This window comes from Poriferisphaera corsica (genome assembly GCF_007747445.1).
Lineage (GTDB): Bacteria > Planctomycetota > Phycisphaerae > Phycisphaerales > Phycisphaeraceae > Poriferisphaera > Poriferisphaera corsica.
In genome coordinates this window covers 3,863,137-3,875,960 of sequence record NZ_CP036425.1, presented here as the reverse complement: position 1 = coordinate 3,875,960, position 12,824 = coordinate 3,863,137, and the positions used below count along the sequence as shown (strand labels likewise).

Here is a 12,824-nt window from a genome sequence, read left to right as displayed (position 1 = left end):
TGTCCATGTTAACGGGTTGTTGATGTGATCTGGAGACGATCGCAGATGGATTGTTGGGTGGACGTGTGGTGTTGGTTGATGATGAAACAGCGGGGTTTTGCTGTAAGACCGGAGCAAAAATGCGGCTTTGTGCGCGCGTTATGTTTAATAGATTGTTTTTGTGCGCAAACTCGCGATCGGTTTTTGGCTGTTTCTGGCTAAAACGCGCGATTTTTGGATGATTTCTTTCTGTTTCTGCTTCAAAACCGATGGAACTAGCCCGTTTTCTCAGATTTGAGAATCGTGGTTGTAAGTCATTGTGGGCAATGGTGTTGATGACTATAAGACCGGTGTTTCATGCGCGTTTGTGCGCGCTGGGGATGAATTCAAAAATCGTTTGGTTATTGAACAATTTACGCGCACGTTTTTTGCTCCAGAGCGTTTAGTGGGTATGAGGGAATGAGGGGGGATGGGTACTCAGCGTGGCGCGTTTGTGTGAGTTGTGGTTGATTGAGTAGATGCGTGCAAAATGTTTGAAGCTATCTAATAATTAGTTAGTATAGCTAACTATAGCCAATATATGTAGGTGGCTTGTGGGTTGTTGGATGTGGAGTTGAGTATAGAGTATTGGCAGTTATGAATATCTGTGCTTGCCGTGGTGTATCAGATTACTATTTTGTGAATTGATTATTAATAAATTGAAAGTTTTTGATTTTTTAAACGATCAATCATGTATGCATAAAATTTGTCATATTCAAGAGCTTCAGGTGACGATTTGCATACCTTTATTAACTCGCAACCAGTTCTGGATAATAGGGCTTTGCCAATATTGATTTTTGTGTATGAATGGTCAAGGTTGTGAATTTTTTTATTCTTAGAGAAGTACTTCAAATCCACAATACTGGGGTATTCCAAATTATAAAAATTTATATTATTAATTGAGAGCAAGCCAAAAGATTGAAAATGCTGTAATAGTTCATAGATGTGCATAGGTCCGTCATATATACGATCTTGAAAACTGTAAATTAGTATAGCCTGATCCTGATTAAAAGTAACCGCAAAAGTGCATAGATGCTGGAGAAGCATAGCGTCACGTGAATCAAAATCCGCTAAGCAGTTGATTGTTCGTTTTGAGAAATTACCATTTGTGTTAGCTTCACCAGCGAGTATTGCTGCCCAGATTTTCTGAATGTCTTGGTCTGATGTAAGTCTGCATTTTTCGAAAAAGTTTAACAGCCAATCATTTTCAATGGCTTTAGGCTTTGCGTTATCATCAATCAGAGGGAACGCTTGTTCAATTATTGATTCCATGTTTTCTTGCTTGCGTTCTTCTTCAGCAATAAATCTTTGAAGTGCGCGTACTTGTCTGCCTTGGTCGATTTTTGCAATTGCCTTAATGTGTTCAGCTTTTGCTTCAGCTCTGGCCTTACGTTTAATTCTTGTTGGTTCATATAGAATACCAGTAGCCACCCCAATTTTTTCAACAAGTGCAGTGGCTGGTTTGCCGAGATCGCCTAATAATGTGATGCCTGTTTCCATGAATTGCCTTTCAGCCGGATGAGCGAGAGTGTTTATCGTATTCCAATTAAGTGCTTAAATGCAAGGTTATTTATGTTGTTTGGATGTGCCCTCTAGGTGGCCGACCCCGGAAGCAGGTCATTGAGATTGTGAGGTTAAGAAGATTGTGGGGAGAGGGGAGAAAGGAGGGGGGTGAGGCTTCCGGTGAGCGTGGCTCCGCGGCTATTAGTGGATTTGTTGTTGATTGCATTCGTTAAATAAAAAACGCTCAGTGGGGTGCTGAGCGTTTTTTAACTTTTAGTATGTGTCTAACTGTATGTTAGGCGTGGAAGTAGTCAACTTCCGGGGGGGAGGTGGTTGGTGGGGGGGATTATTTGTAGGCGGTGATGTAGCAGATCCAGGAGGGGTCTGGGTATGCTTCTTCAGTGGTTTCCCAGTTGTCGTCGCCTTCGCCGTCTTCGTCTTCACCTTCCCAGAAGACTTCGGTTTTGGAGAAGCCGGCTTCTTCGAGGAGTTCACGGACTTCGGGGATGGACCAGAAACGCCAATGGTATTCGAAGGCGCGGTGGATTTCTGAGCCGTCTTTGAAGCGGAAGTGGATGTAGAAGGAGGCGTCGTGCGTGATGGGGTTGTAGGAGTGTTGTTCCCAGACGTAGGTGAACTTGCCGTCGATGTCGCGTTCTTCTTCTTGAGGGACGTAGCATTCGCCGCCGCCCATCATGTCCATGACCATCATGCCTTCTTTGCCGAGGTTTTTGTGGGCGATCTTGAGGTATTCGAGGAGCTCTTTGCGAGTCTTGAAGAGCCAAAAGGAGAAATTTTGGGCGGCGAGGATGTCGTATTTTTGTTTGGAAACGGTGCGAACGTCGTCGAGTTCGAGGGTAATGCGGGTTCGCTGCTCGTCGGTGAGTTCGGATTGGTTGTTGGCGATGCCCCATTCGACGCATTCGGGATCGAGGTCGACGCCGAGTGCGGTTTTATCGTCATCGAGTTTGACCCATTCGCAGCAGACGGCGTGTGTGCCACAGAAGTCTTCGCGGAGTGTGACGGGTTTACGGTCATACTCTTGTTGGTAGACATCGTCGAAGAACTCGGCTTCGTGCTCGGGTTCCTGGACAGAGAGTTGGTAGCAGCGGTACTTGTCGGCGGTTTCTGCTTGTGTGTGTTGTGATTTTTTGCTGGTTTTCAGCTTAGATTTTGATTTATCTTTGGATTTGGGCTTACCCATGAGGGCGGCTCCTTGCGCGTTTTTGTTGGGGTTGGTTGTGTGGTTGGTATTGTAAGGGGATGCGGGTGTGAGTGGTAGTGGTGGGGGGAGAATGGTGGGGTGGGAACTCGTTCACTTTCTCGGTTTCTTTTGGATCTCTAGGCTGGTTGGAATTGTTGTGTGCTTTAAGAGGTTGCAGACGATTGGTTGTTGGGTTGTAGGATACCCCGCCACCAGCGGTGGCGGGCTTGTTGGAGAAATGGTGAGTTATCCTCTGCTGATCATGGGCTTGTGGTGCGCGAGGGATCAAGGGCGGGCTTGTAAGTGATGGCCAAATGTAACAGGGGGGAGAGACGCGCGTCTGTTCAAGATCCGGTCTTGGAAGCTAAATCCGTACGCAACAGGGGTGAAGGGAAATTTGGATGTGGTGGTAAACCAAGTGTGAGGTTGTGTCACTCATAGGGTGTTGGATGTTATGGAATGCGCGAAAATTGAGGGATATGGTTATGAAACAGAAATATCGGATTGGGTTTACGTTAATCGAGTTGTTAGTTGTAATCAGTATTATAGGGGTATTGATAGGTATTTTGATGCCGGCTTTGGCGATGGCTCGGGGGAGCGCAGTGTCGGTGAAGTGTAAATCGAATCTGCGGCAGATTGGGACGGTGATGCAGTCGTATTTGCAGGATTTTGAGGGGTATTTGCCGAATGCGAAGTTTATGCCGAGCCCGGTGGCTTCGGGAGATTTGCGGGAGGGATTACCTTCTGTGATGAAGAATTATTTGCCATTGGATCGAGAGGGAAAGAATGCGGTGTATCGATGCGATGGTGATGATGTTTTGTTTGATGCGTGTGGGTCGAGCTATATGTATGAGATTATGTTTCGAGGGAAGAAGGTGTTGGAGGTGACGCAGGCGATGCGGTATTGGGGAGAGGGTTTTAATGATAGTGATGTTTGGTTGATGTATGACTACGAGCCGGGACGTGTTGAGTTAGAGGATGGGAGCAAATTGGAGGTTAGTCAATTTCATCGAGATGAGAATGTTGTGTTTGCGGATGGGCATGTTGAAGGGTTTAGTGAGTCTGAACTTGAGGCGATGGAAAATGAGGAGTAGATGAAGATGAGAACAAAGAAACAGAAAAGACGAGTGAAAAAAGGGCAGAGAGGGCAGGGCGTGGATCGTTGGTGGAAGAAGAAACGTTGGTGGGGGGCGATGTGTTTGGGGTTGGTGTTGATGACATTGTGTGGATGGGTATTGATGTGGGAGTTGGCAAAGCCGGGATTGCCGAAGGATGCGGGGGAGGCGATGAGGGAGCTGAATAGCGAGTCGATGATGTATCTGGACCGCGATGAGTATGAGTCGTATATGCGTAAGACGGATGAGCTGTTTCGTGGTATGTCGTTAGCGGATCAGAAGCGTTTGGTGAAGGAGCATGGATTGCTAGGCGCGGAGTTGTATGGTGAGTGGAAGATGGTGCAGCATGGCCGATCGTTTGCGTTTGCGAAGACGAAGGCGGAGCGAGATCAGGCGGTTTTAGGGTATATGCGTGAGATGGAGGCGATGAGCCGAGATTGGGGAGAGGAGACGGAGGCGGCGATGAATGGTGAGGATGGTGGATCGGGTGAATGGTGGGGTTTGGGGACGACGGCTCAAGAAGATGCGTATATGGCGGCTCTGGATGAGGCGGTGGCAGAGAGGATGGGAGTTGATGCAGATCCGCTTGGGATGGGTTGGTAATGGGGATTGGGGGGCAAGGGTGCGAGTTTGCTGAGAGGGTCTATAATATAGGAATGAGAGTCATAGCAGGAATACATCGTGGTAGGAAATTGATTGGGCCGGCGGATGAGAAGACGACGCGGCCGATTACGGATCGTGTGAAGGAGAATCTGTTTAACAGGTTGTGGGCGATGGGTTTGTTGCCAGACGATCCGTTTGCGGCGATGGATGAGGAGGATACGGAGGAGGTGCCTGCGGGGCCGGTGCTGGATGTGTTTAGTGGGACGGGGAGCATGGGGATTGAGGCGTTGTCGCGAGGTGCGCGGACGGCGACGTTTGTGGATATGGATCGGGATGCGGTGGAACGATTGAGGACAAATTTGCTGGAATTGGGTGAGGAGGATCGGGGGAAGGTTGTGCAGGCGAATGCGATGACGGGGACTTGGGTGAATATGTTGCCAGAGAAGTTGTATGCGATGGCGTTTATTGATCCGCCGTACCGGTTTATGGATCATGAGACGCATGGTGAGGAGCGGGAGCGGATCGTGCGGATGATGGGGATGTTGGCGGGGGTTGTGCATGATGAAGGTTTGATGGTGCTGAGGTTGCCGGAGCTGATTGGTGCGCCGGTTGTTGAGGGTTGGGGGGAGCCTGAGCCGCATCATTACGGGTCGATGTCGCTGCACTTTTATGAGAAGTCAGCTGGAAGATGATTGGGGTGGCGATTTGTTTGCGCGTCGGGTCAAGGGTGGGATTGAAAGAGGTGTATGACGTATCGGGGGAGATGGTGATGCGACCGTGGCTCGGGTATAATGTTCGAGCCTCCGATCAAGGTATGACATTTCTCGGTTTATCCCCCTCCCCCGGAAGTTTATCGCTTCGGGTGTTTCATTAGGGCTTTTGTTTTTGTACTACACCCCCGCACCAGCGGTACGGGGCTTGTGGTGTGATTGTTTGTGATAACTCATCATGCGATAGGCGTGGTTGATCGGAGAAACTAAAAATGCTTGGGAATCTCAGCGAAAAATTTGAAGGTGTGATGCGGAAGTTGTCGGGGCAGGCAACGATCAGTGAAGGTAATGTTCGCGAGAGCATGGACGAGGTGCGGGAGGCGCTGCTGGAGGCGGATGTTCATTATGAAGTGGCAGAAGCGTTCTGTGAGACAGTGTTGACTGAGGCATTGGGTGAATCGGTGCTGAAGAGCGTTGAGCCTGGTCAGCAGATGATTAAGATTGTGCATGATGAGTTGGTGAAGTTGTTGGGTGGTGAGGAGGCGATGGATGATGAGGGGCGTCCGATTGAACGTGAGCCGATCATGTATGTCCAGCCGGGGCCGACGATTATTATGATGTCGGGTTTGCAGGGGAGTGGAAAGACGACGACGTGTGGTAAGTTGGCGGGGTACATGAAGAAGCGGGGCAAGAACGTGATGCTGGCGGCGTGCGACTTGCAGCGGCCGGCGGCGGTGACGCAGTTGGAAGTGTTGGCGAATCAGGTTGAGCAGGAGGTTGAGGGTTCAGGGAAGGTGATGTTCCACGGCGAGCCTGAGAAATGTGCGGAGTATGGGCAGGCTGTGGGTGTTGCGGTGCAGGTGGCTAATCGTGCGTTAGAGAGTGCGAAGCTGCAAGGGGCAGATGTGTTGATTTTGGACACAGCTGGGCGGTTGCATGTGAATGATGAATTGATGGGTGAGTTGCGGCAGGTGAGTAATGCTGTGAACCCGCACCAGATTTATTTGGTGATTGATGCGATGACGGGGCAGGATGCGGTGAACAGCGCGAAGGCGTTCCATGCTCAGTTGGAATTGGACGGTGTGGTGCTGACGAAGTTTGATTCGGATACGCGTGGTGGTGCGGCGCTGACGGTGAAGAAGATTGTTGGGGAGCCGATTAAGTTTATTGGTGTGGGTGAGAAGCTGGATGCGCTTGAGGAGTTCCATGCGTCGCGAATTGCGAGCAGGATTTTGGGGATGGGTGATGTGGTGTCGTTGGTTGAGAAGGCGCAGGAGCAGGTGAGTGAGGAGGAGGCGCTGGCGCTGCAGGAGAAGATGGAAAAAGGGAAGTTGACGATGGACGACTTCCTGAAGCAGTTGCAGGCGATTCGGAAGATGGGGTCGATGAAGAGTTTGCTGGGGATGTTGCCGGGGATCGGAAATCAGCTGAAGGATTTGAATCTGGATGATAAGCAGATTGATCGAACGCAGGCGATTATTCAGTCGATGACGGTGGCGGAGCGTAAAGATGTGGATTTGCTGGACAACTCGCGTAGGCGGCGTATCTCGAAGGGATCGGGATCGGACGCGAAGGATGTGTCGCAGTTGGTGAAGGGGTTTGAGATGGTGAGCCAACTGTCGAAGCAGATGAGTGGTGCGGGGATGATGAGTAAGGTGAAGAGTATGGCGGGGATGGGGTCGGGTGCGATGGCGGGGATGCGTGGTAAGCATGGGCATGGGATGCCGAAGATGAAGGGAAGCACGAAGCATAAGCCAACATTCAAGCAGAAAAAACGTAAAAGAAAGTAACCCCCCCCTGTTGCGTGGGAGTATCGTTTTCAAGCCTGCCCTTGAGAGGGCGCGCGAAAATCCTTCCCTCCCTCCTTCCTGTTGCGTTAGGATCGAGGTTTCAAAGTCGTCCTTGAGATGACGCGCGAATATAGATTAAGAAATGAGAGCCTTGCGATTTTGATCGTGAGGCTTTTTTTATTTGGGGTTAGTGTGGTTTGTTTATATCTCAGTTCATTGAACAGTTGAGAATGTCGAGTAATGCTGTTGCTAGAGTAGAAAATGGGTGTGTCGTCATGTTTTTTATTTAATTCAAGCTAACTAATAATTTCGTTAGTACAACTCACTGAAGTTATGTAGTTCTGTGAAATGCGGTGGCGGGATAAGAGACGAGGTGGTGTGGTGAGGCGGGTGGTGAGCGGTTTATTGGTGAGGATTCTAACGAGTGTGACTTGTTAGCGATTAAGCTTGAATAGTGAGATGCGGTGGATCTGGATGTGCGTTCGGCGATCATGGATCGCTAGCTATTGAGATTTGTAGGATTGGGGGAGTGTGTAAGGCTAGAATGATTGTAATGGTGACGGTATGGTTAAAAAATGGGCTTGTAACTAATTATTTTACTATCTAATAATTAGTTAGTTTGTTTTGCTATAGCTGATTAGCTTCTGTGAGAGGTGAGAGGTGAGAGGTGAGAGGTGAGAGGTGAGGGTGAGCAGTAAGAGGGGTAAGGAATAAAAGAGAGGTGTGGAAGAAAATGAGGAAGGAGAGAAGATAAAAAAGAATGGTTGTGAGAATAGAAGAAAAGTGGGGAGGCAAAACGAGCAGAGGCGGTGGTAGCGGGTAAATGGGAGTGGGGGTATTGATATGTTGGTGTATTGGTGTGGAGGGGATTATGCAGGGGGGGGATTGAGGTAGTATTTGAGGTGTTCAATGCGTTTTTTGAAAGTGAGTTCGAACGTGTTTTCGGATGCGAAGTCGAGGGCGCGGTGGGCGTGGCGGTAGAGTTTGTCACGCTTATGGGCGAATGCAGTGATGCGATCGGCGAGCTGTTTGGTGTTGTTGAGGGGGACGGTTGAGCCGATGTTTGTGAGTGAGACGAGGCCGGTGAGTGCTTCGTTGTCGTATCCGACGATGGGGATTCCGCAGGAGTAGGTTTCGAGGTAGGTGCAGGCGGGGTCGCCTTGGCGGTGTGGGCAGACGAAGAGATCGGCCCATGATTTAGCGAGTGGGAGGAGTTGTGATTTGAAGTCGAGGTTGCCGAGGGTTTGGACGTGGTCTTGAAGGTTGTAGGTTTTGATGAGGTTTTTAATTTCGAGGAGAGATTCGCCATCACCTGCGATTTTAAGTTGGAAGGGGGTGCGGTTTTCGAGGAGGTAGTGGGCGATGTGTGGGAGGTGGGATGCGCCTTTCATGGGGATGAGTCGGCCTGAGAAAAGGAGGCGGATGGGTGAGTGGTCGTCGCGGCGGTTGTCGATTTGTTGGTGTGTGGCGAGAAGGTTGGCGGTGACGCGGGTGTCAAAGTAGAGGAGGCGATTGGGGTTGATGGAGGTGTATTCGTTGTAGGTGGGTGTGCCGTTGCATTGGAGGGCGGTGGCTTGTGAGAGGGCGCGGTTTTTGGGTTTGCGTTGTTGTTTGACCCAGAGTGAGGCGCGTAGTTTTTTGAGGAAAGGGGCGTTGCCTGCGGCGATGATTTGGAGTTGGGTGCGGGTGGAGTATTCGGTGATGTAGATGAGGGGGACGTTGAGTTGTTTGCAGAGTGGTGCGAGGAGGGTTTTGTCGTGATCGAAGCCTGCGAGGACGATGGCGGCATCCTGGAGGGCGGGTTTGAGGGCATCGTTCGTGAAGTTGAAGCAGCGGAATTCGAAGGGGAGTGAGGAGAGGGGGTATTCGATGTGGTCGAGGTTGGAGTCGGTGCTGCGAGAGGGTTGAGCGATGACGCGGATGGGGCCGTTCCAGTGTGAGGCGTATTGGGACATGCCGTCGACGAATTTTTCGGTGAGAATGACGCGGTCAGAGGAAGGGGTGATGGCGCGGAGATTGGTGATGACGACGAGGCGTGGGGGCTCGTTATGGGTCGGCTGATAGGGAGCGGGATTTGGGTTTCTGTGAGGCATGATGGGTGGTTTGGGATGGGTGAACCGGGAGCCAAGAAACGATGTATGAGTTTATCGGCAGTGTAGGGTAGGGAGCAAGATAGGGAAAGGGGTTGGTGTGAGAATGTTTGGGGGTGGAGGAGTTGAGGTGATGAAAAAAGCTTGTATGGCAGAGAAGATGAGTGGAAGATAATTGGAAATCTTTAGATTCGGAGGCTGTGATGGCAGAAGAAATTGGGCGAGTGATTAGACCGATGGCGGAGTTTGTGTTTGACGCGGATGTGGTGGATGTAGAGATGAAGATGGCGGTAAAGCAGATTGGGGCGGAGCGAGGTGGTGTTTATGTGTCTGAATCGATGAGATATCTAGATTTGTGGTCTTACGGTGTGCATTTTTGGTTAGAGATCGTTTTTGGTGTTGGTGTGTTGGTGCTGATTTGGCAGTTGATGAGGCTTTGGAGGAGGCGGGGGGTGTTGACGGATGTGAGAGAGAATGAACCGTATTGCAGGAAGTGTGGGTATGGGTTAATGGGGTTAGAAGATGATGAGCTTTTTTGTCCGGAATGTGGTGTTGAAGGTATTGGCGAGGGCGGGCGTGAACGAAGGGTGAGGCGGGGGCGTTTGATTGGTGAAAGGGTGGTGAGATGGGGTGCTGTTGCTGTTGTGATCTTGATGATGACGATAGTGAGTTTGTTGTGGTATGGCGGGGAAAATTTGAGTGGGCAGAGAGGGCGTTGGAGATGGGTGGAAACGGTGGCGAAATGGATGGGAGATCATGGTAGTTTAGCTGGGTATGTTAATGGCCAATGGGATCTGAGGTACTCAATACGTGATATTGGTGTGAGTCGGTGGTTGAGTATAAGGAGTGGTTTGGCGAGTCGAATGATTCATCAATATGGAAGTGATTGGCTTAAAGGGTTTACGAGATGGCATGAAGTTTGGGGTGGGGATCTTGTGGTCTTGGATATACAGGGAGACGAAGTAGTCAGGCGGCCGATGATTTACGATGACGGTGTGAGTTATGCTGAATATCAATATTTAGGGGATAGTTTAGACAACGGACCGAATCGTGTTGATGTGCCTGAATGGTTTGTTTGGGGAGATGGGTTGTGGTACTACGAGCCGATAGATGAAGATTATGATAATAGTGATGGTCATCACGCTGGGAGATTCTATTTGGTTGATGGTGAAGCGGCGATGATGAGACGATTTGTAGCGACGGGGATTGATGATTTACTGAACGAATCAAATGGACGTGATTATGGTAGTGAGGTACGGATATTCAATACGGGCTATTTGAATGCAGCAGATGAAACGCAGAATCGGATGATGTGGCGCCAGTATGAGGTGGAAAAAGGTGTGTATTTGGTGCACGGTGAAGATGATCACTACTGGGATGATTGGGAGGTGGAAGAGGATGTGAAAACGCATGTCGTGATGGGGTTTGATTTGAAGCGAAAACAATTTGCGAGTGTGATGGCGGTTGAAAAGCGAGGAGAATCAGCAGCTTATCAGGCGGTTGTAGGCGATGCGTGGGGCAGGGTGAAGCAGGCCATGGGGATGATCGAATCACGTGTGGATGAGAAGAAAGTAGCGGCTTTGATTGAGGTGATCGGAGAAGAATGGCGAGATCATGAGGCTATTGACGCTGTTGTGGTTGAAGATATGAGACGGCGGTCATTTGAGTATAGCAGAGGTTACAAAAAGAATGATTTTTATGATGCAGGTAGGCGATTGCTCGTAGATAAAGATGGTCGATTGTATGCGGATGAATCGGTTGATTGTAGCGGTGAGGTTGTGCGGGAGATTGGCCGGGTAGCTGTTCATGGGGTGAAGGTTGGTGGGGCGATCTTGGATGATATAGGGCAATTATGGATTATTGGGAAGCATCGGAATGATATTAAGGGTAGGTGTTATGCGTGGGTCTATGATGTGAGTGAAGTTGAGTGGGATACGGAGGTGGTTCTTCAATGAAAAAGCTGGCGGGATGGGTGGATCGCGCCAGCTGGGTTAGGAGTGGTATGGTTGTCATACCGTGGTGATTCAATTTTTTGGGCGATCACTGTGTATCGTGATCGGGTTGATCTGTTGAGCAAGTTTGATGCTCTTAAGCGTTTGCGAAATGACTCGTTGGTGGGCGTCATGCCTTTGATGTTTGTTTGGTTGCTCAGTGAGCAGTTTGCTTTGAGCGATACTCAAATCCATTGAGTCATTGGGCAATCGGCTTTTTATATACACTCGCTATGTAGGCTTGTTTATTGACTTTTATGGTTATTTTAGGCTGATGCCATTTTGCTTTTGTGTTTTGTCAATGCGAAGCTACGTGTGGGTGTTTGGGTTACGGATTATTGGCTTACTTTTTCCCAGTGCTTGTTGGCTTTGGTGAGTTGGGATTCCTCATTGTTTTGGTTCCAGAGTTTTAGGGCGTCAACGTTTTGGTTGCGTAGGAAGAGCATGAGCTTGCCGTCGACGATTTTGAAGTTGGTGGGGTCGACGGGGAATTTATCTTCGATGGCCATACCGAAGGCGCACCAGCCGCCATAGGCAGGGAGGTATTTTTCAGGGTTTTGATCAAAGTATTTTTTAGCGTCGGCGTTGACGAAGTTGTAGGTGACGCTGTTGTAGATGGATGAGTGTTCGGGAGAGCCTTTGACGGGTTTGTTGAGTACGTGGTATGCGACGGGGCAGTAGCCGTCGAGAGCGAGGCCTGAGGCTGGGAGGTTGTAGGCGTGGAGGTAAGCTTTTGAGTTTGAGGGTGATGTGTTTGGTTTGGCTGTGACTTCCATGACGGTAACGATACTGACGAAGAGGAGGCCGGTGACGGCAATAATTGTCATTGGGTAGTTCTTCAGGCGAGTCATTTTAATATCTCCGGTTTGATGCTTCGCTCTAATGCGAAGCCTGTTGTTTGTTATGAGGCTTTGGTAAAAGGTTGGCTATTTTTTGGCGCGGCCGGCTTTGTTGAGTTCGATGACGGCTTGGTCGGTTGTCCATACACCGTTGGCGATGAAGCGGAAGTTGATGTAAGCGGCTTCGTAGCCGTCGTAGTGAGGGAGCTTGGCGGCAGCGGTTGCATCGGCGGCGACGATGACTTCGAAGCCTTGTTCGACGAGTTCACGCATGTGTGCTTCGGTGCAAAGGTTCGCGGACATGCCGGCGAGGATGACTTGGTCGATGCCTTGCTTGCGGAGTTGTAGGATGAGGTCGTTGGTTTCTGGCCCGTAAACTTTGTGTGGGCTGGTGACGGTTGTATTTTTGTTGTTGATGTAAGGTTTGTATTGATCGAGCCAATCGGCGCCAGAGTTTTCGAAGTTAGTGAGGTCGAGTGCGTTGGGGCGATCGAACATGCCGATTTGGTGCATGAGTGATTCGAGAGCGCCCTCGAATTTCCAGGTGTGGTCGTGCTTGTAGTAGTAGTGTGGGCTGACGAAGACGGGGATGTTGTTGCTTTGTGCGGTGACGAAAAGGTCGTGGATGTGCTGGACGGTGTTGTTTTCGGTGACGGATTCGCCGACGACACCCCATGTGACGCCGTTTGGACTGAGAAAATCGTTTTGTGGGTCGGTGATGACGACGGCGACGCGGTTGGGATCGAGCTTGATGTCGTATTTGGGGAGTGGTGCTTCGGGTTTGCCGCCGGGGTGTGCGGAGGCTTCGACTTTTTTGAGCGAGCTTGGTTTGGCGTCAACGGAGCTGGTGCTGAGGAGCATGGTTGTGGCGAGGGTGCCGACGAGGGCACAGGCTCCAAGGGTGAGGCTGGTTTGTTTGACGCTTAGTTTTGTGGTGAAAGATGGCATACGGTTTGTCCTA

At 50.0% G+C, this 12,824-nt stretch carries 10 protein-coding genes; 5 read left to right on the top strand and 5 right to left on the bottom strand.

Features of this window, described 5'->3' with window-relative positions:
- Window positions 1-669: 669 nt before the first annotated feature.
- Window positions 670-1,518 (bottom strand): DUF2806 domain-containing protein, encoded by an 849-nt coding sequence (locus KS4_RS15790; RefSeq protein ID WP_145080377.1) that lies wholly within the window; start codon window positions 1,516-1,518, stop codon window positions 670-672.
- Between the two features lie 349 nt (window positions 1,519-1,867).
- A complete protein-coding gene (locus KS4_RS15785) occupies window positions 1,868-2,725 on the bottom strand; it encodes a class I SAM-dependent methyltransferase (RefSeq protein WP_145080374.1) in 858 nt (285 codons plus the stop codon).
- Between the two features lie 485 nt (window positions 2,726-3,210).
- Here KS4_RS15785 and KS4_RS15780 point away from each other — a divergent pair, with 485 nt between their 5' ends.
- The 4 genes from KS4_RS15780 (at window position 3,211) to ffh (ending at window position 6,943) form a co-directional block, all read left to right on the top strand.
- On the top strand, window positions 3,211-3,819 hold the full coding sequence (locus KS4_RS15780; protein WP_234698822.1) for a type II secretion system protein: 609 nt from the start codon (window positions 3,211-3,213) through the stop codon (window positions 3,817-3,819).
- 6 nt (window positions 3,820-3,825) lie between these two features.
- The gene (locus tag KS4_RS15775) at window positions 3,826-4,443 is read left to right on the top strand and encodes a hypothetical protein (RefSeq protein ID WP_145080368.1); all 618 of its coding nucleotides are present in this window, start codon (window positions 3,826-3,828) and stop codon (window positions 4,441-4,443) included.
- A gap of 53 nt (window positions 4,444-4,496) precedes the next feature.
- Window positions 4,497-5,135 carry an RsmD family RNA methyltransferase gene (locus KS4_RS15770; protein WP_200761355.1) on the top strand — a complete coding sequence of 213 codons (639 nt, stop codon included), beginning with the start codon at window positions 4,497-4,499 and terminating at the stop codon, window positions 5,133-5,135.
- Between the two features lie 290 nt (window positions 5,136-5,425).
- The gene (gene ffh, locus KS4_RS15765; protein WP_145080362.1) at window positions 5,426-6,943 is read left to right on the top strand and encodes a signal recognition particle protein; all 1,518 of its coding nucleotides are present in this window, start codon (window positions 5,426-5,428) and stop codon (window positions 6,941-6,943) included.
- A gap of 869 nt (window positions 6,944-7,812) precedes the next feature.
- On the opposite strand, the gene KS4_RS15760 is transcribed toward ffh, so the two are convergent.
- Window positions 7,813-9,036: a glycosyltransferase gene (locus KS4_RS15760; protein ID WP_145080360.1), complete on the bottom strand. Its 1,224-nt coding sequence runs from the start codon at window positions 9,034-9,036 to the stop codon at window positions 7,813-7,815.
- A gap of 200 nt (window positions 9,037-9,236) precedes the next feature.
- On the opposite strand from KS4_RS15760, the gene KS4_RS15755 reads away from it, so the two are divergent.
- On the top strand, window positions 9,237-10,988 hold the full coding sequence (locus KS4_RS15755) for a zinc ribbon domain-containing protein (protein WP_145080357.1): 1,752 nt from the start codon (window positions 9,237-9,239) through the stop codon (window positions 10,986-10,988).
- Window positions 10,989-11,359: 371 nt separating this feature from the next.
- Here KS4_RS15755 and KS4_RS15750 read toward each other — a convergent pair whose 3' ends face one another.
- Window positions 11,360-11,875, bottom strand: coding sequence for a YHS domain-containing (seleno)protein (locus KS4_RS15750; protein WP_145080354.1), 516 nt, complete (start codon window positions 11,873-11,875; stop codon window positions 11,360-11,362).
- 75 nt (window positions 11,876-11,950) lie between these two features.
- Window positions 11,951-12,811, bottom strand: a complete 861-nt coding sequence (locus tag KS4_RS15745) for an isochorismatase family protein (RefSeq protein ID WP_200761354.1) — start codon at window positions 12,809-12,811, stop codon at window positions 11,951-11,953.
- Between the last annotated feature and the right edge of the window lie 13 nt (window positions 12,812-12,824).